The 15,327-nt window shown below is 64.3% G+C and carries 13 protein-coding genes; 6 read left to right on the plus strand and 7 right to left on the minus strand.

The genetic code is table 11. The features are described 5' to 3' along the window. Positions 1-48: 48 nt before the first annotated feature. The 4 genes from ACX1DW_RS21940 to dksA form a co-directional block, all read right to left on the minus strand. A complete protein-coding gene (locus ACX1DW_RS21940) occupies positions 49-3,003 on the minus strand; it encodes a sensor histidine kinase (protein ID WP_458992378.1) in 2,955 nt (984 codons plus the stop codon). Beyond that, positions 2,987-3,163, minus strand: a complete 177-nt coding sequence (locus ACX1DW_RS21945) for a hypothetical protein (protein WP_003095129.1) — start codon at positions 3,161-3,163, stop codon at positions 2,987-2,989. Before ACX1DW_RS21945 ends, ACX1DW_RS21940 begins: the two co-directional genes overlap by 17 nt. A gap of 78 nt (positions 3,164-3,241) precedes the next feature. Next, positions 3,242-4,147 carry a tRNA glutamyl-Q(34) synthetase GluQRS gene (gene gluQRS, locus ACX1DW_RS21950; protein WP_458992379.1) on the minus strand — a complete coding sequence of 302 codons (906 nt, stop codon included), beginning with the start codon at positions 4,145-4,147 and terminating at the stop codon, positions 3,242-3,244. Between the two features lie 91 nt (positions 4,148-4,238). After that, positions 4,239-4,685, minus strand: a complete 447-nt coding sequence (gene dksA / locus ACX1DW_RS21955) for an RNA polymerase-binding protein DksA (protein ID WP_063540429.1) — start codon at positions 4,683-4,685, stop codon at positions 4,239-4,241. A gap of 191 nt (positions 4,686-4,876) precedes the next feature. On the opposite strand from dksA, the gene ACX1DW_RS21960 reads away from it, so the two are divergent. From ACX1DW_RS21960 to ACX1DW_RS21980, 5 genes are all read left to right on the plus strand, one after another. Continuing rightward, positions 4,877-6,049 carry a pyridoxal phosphate-dependent aminotransferase gene (locus ACX1DW_RS21960; protein ID WP_458992380.1) on the plus strand — a complete coding sequence of 391 codons (1,173 nt, stop codon included), beginning with the start codon at positions 4,877-4,879 and terminating at the stop codon, positions 6,047-6,049. After that, the gene (gene sfsA, locus ACX1DW_RS21965) at positions 6,049-6,756 is read left to right on the plus strand and encodes a DNA/RNA nuclease SfsA (RefSeq protein WP_102838523.1); all 708 of its coding nucleotides are present in this window, start codon (positions 6,049-6,051) and stop codon (positions 6,754-6,756) included. Before ACX1DW_RS21960 ends, sfsA begins: the two co-directional genes overlap by 1 nt. Positions 6,757-7,015: 259 nt before the next feature. Continuing rightward, entirely contained in the window at positions 7,016-7,936 is a 921-nt protein-coding gene (rfbD, locus tag ACX1DW_RS21970; RefSeq protein ID WP_458992381.1) for a dTDP-4-dehydrorhamnose reductase, read from the plus strand. 108 nt (positions 7,937-8,044) lie between these two features. Then, on the plus strand, positions 8,045-8,944 hold the full coding sequence (locus ACX1DW_RS21975; RefSeq protein WP_458992382.1) for an AEC family transporter: 900 nt from the start codon (positions 8,045-8,047) through the stop codon (positions 8,942-8,944). Between the two features lie 88 nt (positions 8,945-9,032). Then, on the plus strand, positions 9,033-9,119 hold the full coding sequence (locus ACX1DW_RS21980) for a small membrane protein YohP (RefSeq protein ID WP_442807067.1): 87 nt from the start codon (positions 9,033-9,035) through the stop codon (positions 9,117-9,119). Positions 9,120-9,155: 36 nt separating this feature from the next. Here the strand turns inward: ACX1DW_RS21980 and ACX1DW_RS21985 are convergent, their stop codons facing one another. Both ACX1DW_RS21985 and ACX1DW_RS21990 read right to left on the minus strand, forming a co-directional pair. Beyond that, positions 9,156-9,881, minus strand: coding sequence for a VC0807 family protein (locus ACX1DW_RS21985; protein ID WP_458993426.1), 726 nt, complete (start codon positions 9,879-9,881; stop codon positions 9,156-9,158). 101 nt (positions 9,882-9,982) lie between these two features. Then, entirely contained in the window at positions 9,983-10,930 is a 948-nt protein-coding gene (locus ACX1DW_RS21990; RefSeq protein ID WP_110776047.1) for a lysylphosphatidylglycerol synthase transmembrane domain-containing protein, read from the minus strand. A gap of 209 nt (positions 10,931-11,139) precedes the next feature. Between ACX1DW_RS21990 and ACX1DW_RS21995 the strand changes: the two genes are divergently transcribed. Beyond that, positions 11,140-12,390, plus strand: a complete 1,251-nt coding sequence (locus ACX1DW_RS21995; protein ID WP_458992383.1) for a cytochrome P450 — start codon at positions 11,140-11,142, stop codon at positions 12,388-12,390. A gap of 19 nt (positions 12,391-12,409) precedes the next feature. Here the strand turns inward: ACX1DW_RS21995 and ACX1DW_RS22000 are convergent, their stop codons facing one another. After that, positions 12,410-15,214: a hybrid sensor histidine kinase/response regulator gene (locus ACX1DW_RS22000; RefSeq protein ID WP_133455739.1), complete on the minus strand. Its 2,805-nt coding sequence runs from the start codon at positions 15,212-15,214 to the stop codon at positions 12,410-12,412. Positions 15,215-15,327: the final 113 nt, after the last annotated feature.

Consider the following 15,327-nt stretch of genomic DNA (forward strand, 5'->3'; position numbering starts at 1 on the left):
ACGGTCTGGAGGCAGAGCCGGCGCAGGGCCGGTACGGCAGTCGCCTCTTCAACTTACGGCATGTGACGCTTCGACATGCCGCGGCAGGGTGATGCGAAAACGGGTGCCGCGTTGTGTTTCCGGGTCGGCCGGGCTGTCGATATCGATCTGGCCATAATGCTCTTCAATGATCGAATAGACCAGCGCGAGGCCCAGGCCGGTGCCTTCGCCCGGATCCTTGGTGGTGAAGAATGGCTCGAACAGGCGGTCCTGAATTTCCTTGGGAATGCCGCTGCCTTCGTCTTCCACCACCAGGTACACGGTCTGCTCGGCGACCTCGCTGCTGATGCGGATCAAGCCGCCCGGCGGCGATGCGTCGCGGGCATTGGAAAGCAGGTTAATCAGCACCTGGGCCAGTCGCTGCGGGTCGCCTTCGGCCAGGTGCTCCGGGGCGCAGGCGTTGACGAAGCGCACCTCGGTGCGATTGCGGTTGAGTGATAGCAGGGCGATGGCATCCTGCGTGACCTGTGCCAGGCTCACCGGATACTGCCGCTGCTGGCGCTCGCCGGCATGGGCGAAGCTCATCAGCGACTGCACGATGCGCGACACGCGCTTGGTCTGTTCGATGATCTGGCCGCTGATTTCGACGATTTCCTCGTCGGCTTCGCGTTCATCACGCAGATTCTGCGCCAGGCAGGCAATACCGGTGATCGGATTGCCGATTTCGTGCGCCACGCCGGCTGCCAGCCGGCCGATGCTGGCCAGGCGCTCGGAGTGCACCAGACGATCCTCCAGCTCCTGCGTTTCGGTCAGGTCTTCCATCAGCAGAACCAGGCCGCTGTTGCTCGGGGCCAGCGGCTCGGCGATCGCCGCCTTGTGCAGGTTGAGGCAGCGGCGATGACCGTTGTGCGCCAGGCGCTGCTTGTGCAGGTGCTCATCGGGTTGTTCGATGAAGTCGATCAGCAGGCTCCGCCAAGGTTCGGCGATGGTCGAGAGGCGCGAGCCGACCACCTGCAGCGCCGCGATCCCGGTGAGCTCCTCGAGCGCGCGGTTCCACATGAGGATTTCCTGATCCTTGGCCAGCGAGCAGACGCCCATGGGCAGCTCCTGCAGGGTCTGCCGGTGGTAGCGACGCAGCGCATCGAGTTCGGCGGCCAGGCCGGTCAGGCGTGAGTGATAGTCCTCCAGGCGGCTCTCGATGAAGTGGATGTCCTCGGTGATGTAGCCCTCGGCGCCGTTCTTGTAGGGCAGGAAGTTCTCGACGATGTCCTGGGCGACACTGGGCCCCATGAGTCCGGACAGGTTGGCTTCGATGCGGTCGCGCAGGCGGCGCAGCGCGTAGGGTCGGTGCTCGTCGAACGGCAACTGCAGGTCACGCAGGGCCTGTTCCACCTCGCGTTGGGCGGTCTTGGCTCCCAGCGGCTTGGCCAGTTGGGTGGCGAATTCCTGCGGCGAGGCAGCCAGCAACTCGCGTCGTTGCGGGCGGCGGACGTTCTCCACGGCGCAGGCCTCGGCGGCGCTCTGCTCCTCCGGGCTGGTTTCGCTGAAGATCGAGAACAGCGAGAACGCGAGCACGTTGACCGCCAGCGAAGCGATTGCCGCCAGGTGCCAGCTGGTGTCGTCCAGCACGTAGACGACGTTGAACAGCGGAATGTAGAAGCCATCCAGGTTGCCCACCAGCGGCAGCAGCATGGTCACCACCCAGACGCCGATGCCGGCCAGCAGGCCGGCGATGTAGCCGCGCCGATTGGCAGTCGGCCAGTAGAGCACCGAGAGCACGCCGGGCAGGAACTGCAGGGTGGCGACGAAGGCGACGATGCCGAGATTGGACAGGTCCTGCTCGGCACCGAGCAGCAGGTAGAAGCCGTAACCGGCCATGATGATGGCGAAGATCAGGCTGCGCCGCGTCCATTTCAGCCAACGGTAGATGTTGCCCTCGCTCGACGGCTGATAGAGCGGCAGGACCAGATGGTTGAGCGCCATGCCGGACAGCGCCAGGGTGCTGACGATGATCAGCCCGCTGGAGGCCGACAGCCCCCCGACGAAAGCCAGCAGTGCCAGCATCTCGCTCTGCGCGGCGATCCCCAGACCGAGCGTGAAATACTCCGGGTTGGTGCTTACGCCCAGCTTCAGCCCGGCCCAGAGAATCAGCGGCACGGCCAGGCTCATCAATAGCAGATAGAGCGGCAGGCCCCAGCTGGCGCTGACCAGGCCACGCGGGTTGAGGTTTTCGGTGAAGGTCATGTGATACATGTGCGGCATCACGATGGCCGAAGCGAAGAACACCAGCAGCAGGGTGCGCCACGGGCCTTCCTGCAGCGGCGTATGCAACGCCTGCAGCGCCGATTGGTTCTGCAGCAGCCAGATCTCCAGCTGGTGCGGACCGCCGAACACCACGTACAGCGCGTACAGACCGATGGCGCCGAAGGTCGCCAGCTTGACGATCGATTCGAAGGCGATGGCGAACACCAGCCCTTCGTGCTTCTCCCGCGTGGCGATGTGGCGGGCCCCGAAGAGGATCGTGAACAGCATGATCATCAGGCAGTAGCCCAGTGCGACGCGTTCCTGCAGGGGCTCGAGGGTGAGGATGCCGATCGCGTCGGCGACCGCCTGGATCTGCAGGGCCAGCAGCGGCAGCATGCCGATCAGCATGACGATGGTGGTCAGCGCGCCGCTCCAGGTGCTGCGGAAGCGGAAGGCCACCAGATCGGCCAGGGACGACAGTTGGTAGGTGCGGGTGATGCGCAGGATCGGGTAGAGCAGCACCGGTGCCAGCAGGAACGCGCCACAGACGCCGAGGTAGGTAGCGAGAAACCCGTAGCCGTATTGATAGGCCAGGCCCACGGTGCCGTAGAAGGCCCAGGCACTGGCATAGACGCCGAGCGAGAGGGTGTAGGTCAGTGGGTGGCGGATGATCCAGCGCGGAATCAGTCCGCGCTCGCTGACCCAGGCGACACCGAACAGCATGAACAGGTAGGCGGCGCTGATCAGGATCAGGTGGCTCAGGCTAAAGCTCGTCTGCATCACGCTGGCTCTGGAGAATGAAGGTCACCACGATCAGGATCAGCCACAGCAGGTAGGGCCGATACCAGGCACCGTTGGGGTCGATCCACCAGTCCATGATGGCCGGGGAGAACAGATAGATCCCCACCACCAGGAGCAGCACCAGTCGGTAGATATACATGCCGGGTCTCGTGTCGAAAGTGAGGGCGATGGTAGAGCAGCGGCACGCTGCTAGCCACCGGTGACGGGCAAATGCTGCTCAGCGCAGCTGAGCCTCGGCCAGGGTTCGGGTCCGCGGAATGCGCCCGGCATCCCAATTGCCAATCGCCCAGCCGAGGATCTCCGCCGGCAGGGCACCGTCCAGTTCGGTCGGTGGTTGCTGACCAAGGGCGCGCAGTGCGCGCAGCAGCAGTGGGCTGGCTTCCTCGGCTTGCAGCGGTGGTGATCGATAGCGCTTGCCGAGCTTGTGGCCGTCCGGCTGAATGATCAGCGGCAGATGCAGGTAGCGCGGCTGCGGCAAGCCGAGGATTTCCTGCAGGTAGAGCTGACGCGGCGTCGAATCGAGCAGGTCGGCGCCGCGCACCACATCGGTGACGCCTTGCCAGGCGTCGTCCAGCACCACGGCCAGCTGATAGGCGATCAGGCCATCGCGGCGGCGGATGACGAAGTCGCCGACCTCGCGCCCCAGGTGCTGGCGGAATTCGCCCTGTACACGGTCGACGAAGCCGTACTCACGATCGGGCACGCGCAGGCGGATGGCGGCATCTTCGAGGCCGTGTGCGGCGTTGCGGCAGAAGCCGGGGTAGGGGCCCGGGTAGTCTTCGAGCTGCTTGCGCGAGCAGGTGCAGGCATACGCCAACCCTTCCTCCAGCAAGTGCTCGACCGTATCCCGGTAGACGGCATGGCGCTGACTCTGGCGCAGCATTTCGCCGTCCCATTCGAAGCCGTAGCTCTGCAGTGTCTCGACGATCGCTTGCTGCGCACCGGGCATCTCTCGGGGCGGGTCGATGTCTTCCATGCGCAGCAGCCAGCGACCGCCCACCGAGCGGGCATCGAGATAGGAGGCAAGGGCGGCGAGCAGTGAGCCGAAATGCAGATAGCCGCTCGGCGTCGGGGCGAAACGGCCAACATAGCGGGCGGGTTGGGGTGAGCTGGACAAGGGCATGGCGGGGCCGGCGCGATCAGGGATGGCGGGGCGGGTGAGGCGGTTGCCGGGCCTGGAAATGAAGCGGGGCGCCGAAGCGCCCCGTTCGGGATCAGGAACCGATCTGCTTTTCCTTGATCTCCGCCAGCGTCTTGCAATCGATGCAGAGCGTGGCGGTGGGGCGGGCTTCCAGGCGACGGATGCCGATCTCGACACCGCAGGAATCGCACCAGCCGTATTCATTGTCTTCGATCAGTTGCAGCGTCTCGTCGATCTTCTTGATCAGCTTGCGCTCGCGGTCGCGGGCACGCAGTTCCAGGCTGAACTCTTCTTCCTGGCTGGCGCGGTCGGCCGGGTCCGGGAAGTTGGCTGCCTCGTCCTGCATGTGATGGACGGTGCGATCGACTTCTTCCATCAGCTCCTGCTTCCACTTGTTCAGGATGCCGGTGAAATGGGCGCGCATCTTCTCGCTCATGTACTCCTCGCCCTTGCTTTCCTTATAGGGCTCGAAGGCGCGAATCAGTTGCTTGCTCGACGGTGTTTCTTTGGTAATGGGCATGGATGAACGCCTCTCGCTATGTCCATTGCGCAGGATGATTTGTCCCTTGCCGGCCCGTGCCGGCCCTGCGGCTGCAAGCGGGCGAACTTACCAGATCGGATCGGGGTGCGCTACTCCCCAATCCGACAGTGGCTGCGGCGGCCTTGGGACCTTGGGTAGAATTCACGTTTTATCGTCAACAGGAAGGTCAGATGACCTCGTCGTACAGCGCACGCAGTCGCGCAATCGAACCTTTCCACGTCATGGCGCTGTTGGAGCGGGCCAACCAGCTGCAAGTTCAAGGCCGCGACGTCATTCACCTGGAAATCGGCGAACCGGACTTCACCACCGCGCAACCCATCGTCGCCGCCGGGCAGGCCGCGCTGGCGGCCGGTCATACGCGCTACACCGCCGCGCGCGGCCTGCCGCAGCTGCGCGAGGCGATTGCCGGCTTCTATGCCCAGCGCTATCACTTGAGCATTGACCCCGAGCGCATCCTGATTACTCCCGGTGGCTCCGGTGCGCTGCTGCTGGCCTCCAGCCTGCTGGTCGACCCTGGCAAGCACTGGCTGCTGGCCGATCCGGGCTATCCATGCAACCGGCACTTCCTGCGCCTGGTGGAAGGTGCTGCGCAACTGGTGCCGGTCGGCCCGGAGGTGCGCTATCAGCTGACCCCCGAGCTGGTCGAGCGTTACTGGGATCGCGACAGCGTCGGTGCGCTGGTGGCGTCACCGGCCAACCCCACCGGAACGCTGCTCGAGCGTGCCGAACTGGCCGCCCTTTCGGCGGCGCTGAAGGAGCGTGGCGGCCATCTGGTGGTCGACGAGATCTATCATGGGCTGACCTACGGCACGGACGCGGCCAGCGTGCTGGAGGTCGATGACGACGCCTTCGTGCTCAACAGCTTTTCCAAATACTTCGGCATGACCGGTTGGCGCCTGGGTTGGCTGGTGGCGCCGCCCGCCGCTGTGCCGGAGCTGGAGAAGCTGGCGCAGAACCTCTACATCAGCGCGCCGAGCATGGCTCAGCACGCAGCCCTGGCCTGTTTCGAACCGGCGACCCTGGAAATTCTCGAGGCGCGGCGCGCAGAGTTCGCCCGTCGCCGTGACTTCCTCCTGCCCGCCCTGCGCGAGCTGGGCTTCGGCATCGCGGTCGAACCGCAGGGCGCCTTCTATCTGTACGCCGACATCAGTGCCTTCGGTGGCGATGCGTATGCGTTCTGTCAGCACATGCTGGAAACCGAGTTCGTTGCGATCACGCCGGGGCTGGACTTCGGCCGTCACCAGGCCGGACACCATGTGCGTTTCGCCTACACGCAGGATCTGCCGCGCCTCGAACAGGCCGTCGAGCGCATCGCCCGCGGCCTGCGCAGCTGGCAATCCTGATGCGTTTCGCGCAACCGCTGGAGCGGGGGCGACTGGTCAGGCGCTACAAGCGTTTTCTCGCCGATGTCGTGACTGACGAAGGCGAGGCGCTGTGCATTCACTGTCCCAACACCGGCTCGATGCTCAACTGCATGAGCGAGGGCGCGCGGGTGTGGTTCCAGCGCAGCAGCGATCCGCGACGCAAGTTGCCGGGCACCTGGGAGCTGGTGGAGACGCCGCAGGGGCGGCTGGCCTGCGTGAATACCGCGCGAGCCAATCCACTGGTCGAGGAAGCGTTGCTGAACGGGCAGATCGCCGAGTTGGCAGGCTTCTCAGCGCTCAAGCGCGAGGTGGCCTATGGCGTGGAAAACAGTCGGGTGGATTTCCGTCTCGACTATGCCGGCCTGCCGGCCTACGTCGAGGTCAAGAGCGTTACGCTGGGGTTCGACGACACCGCCGTGGCCGCCTTTCCCGATGCGGTGACAACACGCGGCAGTCGTCATCTGCGAGAGCTGGCTGCGCTCGCGCGCAGCGGGGTGCGCGCCGTGCAGCTGTACTGCGTCAATCTCAGCGGCATCGAGGCGGTACGCCCGGCAGTGGAAATCGACCCGACCTATGCGGCGGCGCTGCATGAGGCGATTGCGGCGGGAGTGGAGGTACTGGCGTATGGCGTCGAGCTGTCCCCGCACGAGCTGCGCTTGAGTCGGCCGCTGCCCGTGCTGCTGTGAGCACGCTCGGCTCGGTGGATGAAAATTTTTATCCGGGCTGGGGAACAAAGCGCTTTCTGTCTGGCCTCAACGAAGCTGGAAAATGCATCCCTTCATGCTCGCAGAGGCTCTGCTCCGCCGCGCAGCGCGGTGTCGACGCGGCCTCGCCCGCATCGGCGGCATATCCGGCGGTGCCATTCGATGCGCCGAGAGGTGTCGTTGGCAAAGATTATTTCGGACGTTCGCCCTGGCGCGAGCGTCGTCGATGAGGCTAAAGAGAATGCGAATCCTCGTTTGCGGTGCCGGTGGTCAGGTTGGGCGCGAGCTGGCCGAGCGTGCGGCGAGTTTCGGCCTGGATGTGCTGGCTCCGAATCGCACCGAGCTGGATATCGTCCGGTCAGAACAAATTGCGGCGGCCATGGCGCAGCGCCCCGGTCTGATCATCAATGCGGCTGCCTACACCCATGTGGACAACGCCGAGTCTCACAGCGAGCAGGCCTATGCCGTCAACCGCGATGGTGCGCGCAATCTTGCCGAGGCTGCCGGGCGTGCGGGCGTGCCGCTGTTCCACATCTCCACCGACTATGTGTTTTCCGGCGAAGCCGACAGACCCTATACCGAGGACGATGCAACCGCTCCGACGGGTGTCTATGGGGCGAGCAAGCTGGCCGGCGAGCAGATCATCCGTGACTGCCTGCCCGCGCACCTGATCCTGCGTACCAGTTGGGTGTACGGCGTCCACGGGCACAATTTCGTCAAGACCATGTTGCGGTTGGCGCGTCAGCGCGATGCGCTTGGCGTGGTGAGCGACCAGCTGGGATGTCCGACCCAGGCCGGCAGTATCGCCGCCGTGCTGCTGGAACTGGCGCGCCGCTATGCCGCCGGCGACAGGCTGGCCTGGGGCGTTTATCACTACAGCGGTACACCGGCCTGCTCGTGGTACGACTTCGCCGTAGAGATCTTCCGTCAAGGTGAGGCGGCCGGACTGCTAGCCAGGCAGCCCGAGGTGTCGCCGATCACGACTGCACAATACCCGACACCGGCGCGCCGTCCGGCCTGGTCAGTGCTCGACTGCCGTCGCTTCGAGTCGACCTTTGGTCTGGCGCCTCGGCCATGGAAGCTCGAGCTCGCCGAGGTGCTCGACGTGTTGCAGCAAGCGGAGCCGGCTGCCGTCGTCAGGCAGCGCAGCTTTCGCGTCTGATTCGCCCACCCGACGGAGACCCGGCTTCCGTGCGAGCGTCCGCTCGCCAGTGTATTCTTGCGCCCCCGCGCCTCGACGCGGCCTGAAGTTCGGCTCTGGAGGGGCGACATGGTAGTGGTGTTGGCGATCCTGCCGATCTTCGGTCTGATCTCGCTCGGTTATCTGTTTGGCTGGCGCCAGTGGTTGAGCAACGAAGGTGCCGCCGGGCTGGCCAGCGTGACCTTCAAGCTGTTCATGCCTGCGGTGCTGTTCAATGGCATCGCTCGCGCCGAGCTGGGCGAGGGCATGTCGCCGATGTTGCTGCTGGCATACTTCGCCCCGGTGCTGCTGATTTTTCTGCTGGTGAACGTCGTTGCGCATCGCCTGAAGGGGCGAGCGAGCCCTCTGGGGCTGACCGCAGCCTACTCGAACAACGTGCTGGTCGGCATTCCCCTGGTGAGCACGCTGCTCGGGGCCGAGAGTCTGGTCTACGTGTTCGCCATTCTGGTGTTCCACAGCTTGGTGCTGTTCTCTTTGCAGAGTTTCTACGCCGCGCTCGGTGATGGCGACAGGGTCAGCGCGCCGTCGCTGTTGAAGAACCTGGCCAACCCCTTGATCGTCGGCCTGCTGCTCGGAGCCTTGTTGAACCTGAGCGGCCTGTTGCTGCCCGAGCCGTTGTGGCGAGTGATTGGCTGGCTCGCGCAGGCGGCGCTGCCCTGCGCGTTGATGGTGCTGGGTATCAGTCTGTCACGTTATCGCCTGCGGCCTAGCGCGTCGGTCGTCGTGCTCACATTGGCCAAGCTGGTCCTGTTCCCGGCGCTGGTGTGGTGGCTGAGTGGTTGCTTGCCCGGGCTGAGTCAGGAGGCGCGCAGCGTGCTGGTGCTGCTGGCAGCCTGTCCGAGTGGCGTAAATGTGCTGGCCTTCGTCAAGCATGCCGACGACAGCCGCGCGGTCAGCTCCACCGTATTTCTGTCGACGCTGGCGGCCGCCGTCAGCCTGCCGCTATGGATGCTGCTGACGACCAGCTGACTGCCGAACATCCCGGCGTCTGGCGCTGAACGTCCTTCCGAACCGGACTGTCACAAGAGCACAGTCCAGAAAATACGGAGAGTACGGCATGCTGAAGTTCATCGGCGGTACCGCGGGCGTCATCTTCATCATTGGCCTGATCGTGGTGATCGGCATCTTCAAACTGCTGTTCTGATGGCTTGGCGTCTGGCTGCCGGATGCTTCCGCGGCTTCATTTGCCGTCGCGCTGCTCGTGGACGGCCATGATGTCCTCCAGGCGCAAGCCGGTCAGGCCATGGATGGTCCGCCAGAGATAGAAGAAGATCGCCATCATCATCAGCATGCTGGGTATGGCGATCATCGGATAGCTGAGCAGGGTCATGCGTCCCAGTTCGGCGTTGAACGCTTCGCTGCCGGCCGGACTGTGCACGATCCATTTGGCCAGGACGTAGTTCATGAAGGACGAGAAGAAGAAGGTGCCGCTGAGCAGGTAGGTCGCCCGTAGCAGGCGGGTTTCGAAATGAGCGACCTGACCGTTGCGTTCCAGCTGCTCGTGGATCTTGTCCACATTGAGCACCTTCGGGTTGTACAGAAGGGTACGAATCAACGGGTAGCGCGTGCGAGTTGAGGCCAGCACGCCGATGCCGATGATCCCCGGTACGGCCGCTTCCTTGATCGCCAGCCATTGGGTGTCGAGCTGCAACAGACCGATGCCGCCGGTGAGCAGCACGCTGATCAGGCCGAGCAGGGCGATCCAGTTGAACTTGCGGTAGCGGGCCAGCTCCCACAGGCCCCAGCCCAGCGGGAAGGCCAGGGCCAGCAGCAGCGCGCCATCGGCACCCAGGCGCTCCTCGCCACTGAGTTTCATCAGGATCAGTGAAGGAATCAGGATGCTTACAGCCAGGTCGACCAATGGGCGCGGTTTGTGTTCGGCGTGGGAATGGGTGGTTTCGGTCATGACGTCGGGTTGGGTTGGAAAGGGCAGCATGATGGCCTCTGTGGCCGTTTCGCGCCAGACCATCTTCGTCGGGATGAGAGGTATGGAGGGCTGCGCGCGAATCAACGACCTACTGCGTCGGTTCGTCGAGCGCGCCACTGACCGTGTTCGAACAGCAGCACGACCACCATTGCAATGGCGAACGGCAGCAGCAGGTAGAAGACACGAAACACGATGAGTGCAGCCAGCACGTCGACGGTCGCGAGTTCTGGCAGTGCGGCGACGAAGGTCAGTTCCAGCACCCCGAGCCCGCCTGGGGCATGGGAGAGCAGGGCCAGCGAGAAGGACGCGAGGAACACGCCGAGGATGGTCAGGTAGCCTGGGTTGTTCGCCGCCGGCAGGGCAAAGTAGATGATCGCCGCCGCGCATAGCAGCTCCAGTGGTCCGGCCAGCAACTGGCGCGCGACGATCGGCAGCCGCGGATACTCGATATGCCATTTGCCCAGCCGCCACGCCGGCAACTGCCGCCATGCGCCGAACACATACAACGCGATCAGCAGCAACAGCCCACACCCGACCGCGGTCGATAGCCAACTCGCGCTGTCCATCAGGCGGTCCAGCAACTGCGGTTCGAGGATCAACACCGTGCCACCTGCCAGGACGGTACCGAGGACAAACGTCAAGGAACAGAAGACGATCAGGATTCCGATTTCCTGGGGCGTCAGGCCGCGGCTGCGGTAGGCGCGATAACGCACCAGCGCGCCGGAAAAAACCGAGGCGCCAATGTTGTGGGCCAGCGCATAGGTGGTGAACGAGCAAAGCGTGATGAACCACCAGGAGATCTTCCGGCCCAGATGGGCCATGGCGATGCGGTCGTACCAGGCCAGCGCCAGGTAGGCGCCAAGCGTCGACAGGGCCGCCAGCAACCAGCGATGGGCACCGATCGCATGCAGGCTGTTGGCGAGTTCGCTCAGCGAGATGTTGCGGACCTCGTGATACAGCAGATAGCCGGACAGCAGCACGGCCGAAACCCCGATCAGGGTCCAGGCGACATCGCTCCTCTTCATCATCGAGTGGCTCCTCGGGGCAGGACTGCGGCCACGCCGCGTTCTGCGACGTGATGGACACGGCATGCCGAGACCTGCACCGTTTCGTGAGTCGTTCAGTAATCGGCAGCGCTCGGCCCTTTTTGTTCAGTTATCCGACCTTCGGGTCGTTCGCGCGATAACACTCCGAGCGCACGGAGGTCGATTGCAGGACTGGTTGATTGGAGAGCGGCATGACCGAAATACCCCATGATGATCATCTGGAAAGCTCACTGGCGATGCTGGGCGAAGGCTATCCATTTATCCGTGATCGCTGTGCTCGTTTGCACAGCAACGTATTCCAGGCGCGTCTGCTACTGCAGAACACCATCTGTCTCAGCGGCGAAGACGCCGCGCGCCTGTTCTACGACGAACGCTATCTGCAGCGCGCCCATGCCATGCCGCGCATGCTGATAAAGACGCTGGTCGGACAAGGAGGCGTGCAGGGGCTGGACGGTGAGGCGCACCGGAATCGAAAGCGAATGTTCCTGCAGTTGCTCGACGGTGCTGCGGTCGAGAAGCTGGTCAGCCTGGCCGAGCAGGCCTGGCGCCAGGCGATCGGTGAGTGGCAGGCGCGCCCGGAGGTCCGGTTGATGACGGAAGTGCAGCTGATTCTGACCGAAGCGGTATGTCGCTGGGCCGGCGTGCCGCTGGCACCCGCCGAGCGGGAGATCCGGGCCGAGCAGCTGGCGACGATGGTTGACGGTGCGGGTGGCATCGGGGCACGTCACTGGGAGGCGCGCAAGGCGCGGCGCGACGCCGAAGCCTGGGCGCGGCAGCTGATCGAGCAGGTTCGCGCCGGCCGGCTGCCAGCCGAGCCGACCACGGCGCTCATGGTGATCGCGCATCACCGCGACCTCGACGGCACACCGCTCGATGAGCAGGTCGCCGCTGTCGAGTTGCTCAATCTGTTGCGGCCGACAGTGGCGGTTTCCTACTTCATCACCTATGCCGTGCTGGAACTGCTGGCGCAGCCGCAATGGGCCGCGCGCCTGCGTACGGACGATGAACTGCTCGAGCCCTTCGCGCAGGAGGTTCGCAGGTTGCACGCGTTCTTTCCGTTCACGGCTGCCCGCGTACGAGAGGACTTCGACTGGCAGGGCCAGCATTTTCCGGCGGGCACCCGAGTGATGCTGGATCTGTGGGGGACCAACCGCGAAGCGAGCCGTTGGGATCAGCCCGAAGCGTTCCAGCCCGAGCGCTTCCTGAACTGGCCGGGCAATGCCTTCAGCTTTGTCACCCAGGGCGGCGGTGACGCGGCCGAAGGGCATCGTTGTCCAGGCGAACGGCTGGCAATCGAGTTGCTGAAGATGGCGCTGCGCATGCTGACGCGCGAAATGGCCTACGCGGTGCCAGCGCAGGATCTGCGTATCGATCTGACGCGCATGCCGGCCAGGCCCGAGAGCGGGATGCTGATCCGAAACGTGATGCGCGGCGTCTGCTGAGACCGGTACCGAGCGCCGCTCAGTCGACCTGCTCGGCCTGCTTGACGCGCACCCAGTGGTCGATCAGCTCGCGCAGGTGCGAGAGCTCGACGGGCTTGGCCATATGCCCGTCCATTCCCGCTTCACGGGCACGTTCACGGTGCTCGCTGAGGATGTGTGCAGTCAGGGCGACCACCGGCGTGCGCCGCCGACCGCTGTTAGCCTCCCATTCGCGCAATTGGCGGGTGGCCTGGAAACCATCGAGCACCGGCATTTCACAGTCCATCAGCACCAGGTCGTAAGGGGTGGTCTTGATGGCCTCGAGCGCCTCCTCACCGTTGCAGGCGGTATCGGGCTGCAGGTTGAGCTTGTTCAGCATGCCGCGGATGACCTTGGTGGAGATGCTGTTGTCTTCGGCGACCAGGATGCGGAAATCGCCCGGAACCTCGAGTGGCGTTGACGCCTGGGGTGCTGTCGTGGAGCGCTGCTGGTTGCCCTGCTGACGCTGCGCGAGTTCGTCGGCGAGCGTGGTCTTGAGGGTGTAGCCGGCCACCGGTTTAGCCAGGATGCGCTTGATGCCGGCGTTGCGCGCGATGATCTTGCTCGGGGCGCTGCTCATGCCGGTGAGCATGATCAGCAGGATATCGTGGTTGAGGCTGGAGTCTTCCTTGATCTTGCTCGCCAACTGCATACCGGTCATGCCGGGCATGTCCTGGTCGAGCAGTACCACATCGAAGTATTCCTTCAGGTGCGCTTTGGTGCGCAGCAACGCCAGCGCCTCTTTGCCCGACGCCACCGCACTGACCTCCAGTCCCCAGCTGCTGCACTGCTGGACCAGTACCTTGCGGCAGGTATCGTTGTCATCGACGATCAGCAGGCGCGTGCCTCGTAACGGTCCGTCCAGGTCGGCGTTGCTCTGGGCCAGGCCTTCGCCGGCCAGCGGCAGGCTGATCCAAAGCGTATTGCCCTGATTGCTACCGGTCTGGATACCGAAATCGCCACCCATCAGCTGGACCAGCTGGCGGGCGATGATCAGGCCGAGCCGTCCGCCATGACGGGTCGCGGCGAGGAAGTCCTGGCTGTCCACTGCCGCATTGAGCAGGGCATCGCGCTCGTATGCCTCCAGCGGCCGACCGCTGTCCTGCACGGTAATGCGCAGTCGCGGCGCATCCATCGGTCCGTCGATCGCGGCGATCAGCAGCACCTCGCCTTCCTCGGTCTGCTTGAAGGCGTTCTCCAGTAGATTGAGCAACGTCTGGCGCAGGCGTGTCGGATCGCCGGCCACGACCTGTGGCAGTTGCGGCTGGATGAAGCTGATCAGCTCGATCTTCTGCTGCTCGGCCTTGGCGCGGAAGATGCTCAGACAATCCTCGATGAGCGCGTTGAAGTCGAACTGAACGTCGTCCAGCTCGATCTGGCCCGACTCCAGCTTGGATATGTCGAGAATCTCGTTGATCAGATTGAGCAGCTCGTTGCCGGAGCTGTGAATCGTCTGCACGTAATCGCGCTGTTTCGCCGAGAGCGAGGTGCCCAGCAGCAGCTCGCTCATGCCGAGCACCCCGTTCATCGGCGTGCGCAGCTCATGACTGATTTTGGACAGGAAGTCAGCCTTGGTCTTGAGCTCCGCACTGCTGACTGCAGCTGCGGTGAATTGAGTGCGGCTGTCGCTCTGACGCTGGCGCTGCCGTTCGAGCAGGGCGAAGCTGAGCAGCAGGCCGGCGATCGTGGCAAGGCTGAACAGCCCGCCGGTCAGCCAGCCCGGGTCGAGCTGGTCGAAGCCGAGCAGCATGGGCATGAAGAACACCATGCCGCTGTTGAAGAGCGTCGCGCCGGCGACTACCAGTCGTGCCGGCTGATAACCCTGACGCCAGTGGTACAGAGCGACCACCAGAGCGCTGCACGAGGCGACCAGCACCAGCGAGTAGATTAGCCAGCTGTGCCACAGCCACTGGCCAAGCAGGATGCTGGCGGCGATGGCCAGCACCACGTTGAGTTCGATGCCCAGCAGCCATGTAATCCAGGTGCGCCGGCGCTGGTTGAAAAAGCCCAGCGTGTAACCGAGCAGCGCACAACTCGCGGCGAGCGCCGACAGGTCGGCGATCAACGGTTGGCTATAGGTCAATCCCGGCAACCAGACCGCCAGGACGCCCAGGTTCGCCATGGCGCAAGCGAGCAGCGCGCCATGCAGCAGGCTGAGCCAGATATGCGTGTAGCTGACCGTGTAGGCGAAGCGCAGCAGGTTGTACACCATCAGCAGTGCCAGGGCGCCGAACAGGGCGCCGAACAGGTAGGCGGGCCTGGACTGGCTGACCAGGCCGCTGTCGTCGATGACCTTGAACCAGGTCATCACCGGATGGCTGGACTGCAGGCGAACGTAGGCTTCCCTCGCCTGACCATCATTGGGCAGGCTGAACAGGTAGGCCCGATTCGGCAGCGGGCGCGCGCTGACCGGTCGCAGCTCGCCGGTGGCGACGTGCTGCTCAAGCTGGCCTTCGCGCAGCAGGTAGAAATCCAGGTACTGCACACGTGGCGCGAACAGCGAAAGCCATTTCGGCTTGGTCAGAGGGGGCAGGCTGACTTGCAGCCAGACCGCCCGATCACTGGCCGGAGCGCTGTAGGACAGCTTTTCCAGCCGCTGGAACAGGGCGCGCTGGGCAACCACTTCCTCCAGTGTGAGCTTGCCGGACTGATCGACCAGAATGCGCCAGTTCTGTGGCAGTGAATTCGGCGTTGCGGCCAGCGGCGTAGAGGACGGCGGGGCAATGGACGCCTGAGCCGACAGCGGGATCAGATTGATCAGCAGCAGGCCGAAGATGAGAGCGATGGCGATCCGGAGCCGACCCACTGGAGAAGTCCGTTCATGAGTGTGACGGCGGATTATAGCCATGCCGTTGTCAGCCTGTAATGCGCGCGGTGTCGATAAAATCTGGCGCCGCGCGCATTCCTGGTGACTGGCGG

This window comes from Stutzerimonas sp. KH-1 (assembly GCF_054483855.1).

Bases quoted from the DNA above. Each gene is read 5' to 3' on its own strand.
- ACX1DW_RS21940 (WP_458992378.1), bottom strand. From the start codon at position 3,003: ATGCAGACGAGCTTTAGCCTGAGCCACCTGATCCTGATCAGCGCCGCC.
- ACX1DW_RS21945 (WP_003095129.1), bottom strand. From the start codon at position 3,163: ATGTATATCTACCGACTGGTGCTGCTCCTGGTGGTGGGGATCTATCTG.
- gluQRS (WP_458992379.1), bottom strand. From the start codon at position 4,147: ATGCCCTTGTCCAGCTCACCCCAACCCGCCCGCTATGTTGGCCGTTTC.
- dksA (WP_063540429.1), bottom strand. From the start codon at position 4,685: ATGCCCATTACCAAAGAAACACCGTCGAGCAAGCAACTGATTCGCGCC.
- ACX1DW_RS21960 (WP_458992380.1), top strand. From the start codon at position 4,877: ATGACCTCGTCGTACAGCGCACGCAGTCGCGCAATCGAACCTTTCCAC.
- sfsA (WP_102838523.1), top strand. From the start codon at position 6,049: ATGCGTTTCGCGCAACCGCTGGAGCGGGGGCGACTGGTCAGGCGCTAC.
- rfbD (WP_458992381.1), top strand. From the start codon at position 7,016: ATGCGAATCCTCGTTTGCGGTGCCGGTGGTCAGGTTGGGCGCGAGCTG.
- ACX1DW_RS21975 (WP_458992382.1), top strand. From the start codon at position 8,045: ATGGTAGTGGTGTTGGCGATCCTGCCGATCTTCGGTCTGATCTCGCTC.
- ACX1DW_RS21980 (WP_442807067.1), top strand. From the start codon at position 9,033: ATGCTGAAGTTCATCGGCGGTACCGCGGGCGTCATCTTCATCATTGGC.
- ACX1DW_RS21985 (WP_458993426.1), bottom strand. From the start codon at position 9,881: ATGACCGAAACCACCCATTCCCACGCCGAACACAAACCGCGCCCATTG.
- ACX1DW_RS21990 (WP_110776047.1), bottom strand. From the start codon at position 10,930: ATGATGAAGAGGAGCGATGTCGCCTGGACCCTGATCGGGGTTTCGGCC.
- ACX1DW_RS21995 (WP_458992383.1), top strand. From the start codon at position 11,140: ATGACCGAAATACCCCATGATGATCATCTGGAAAGCTCACTGGCGATG.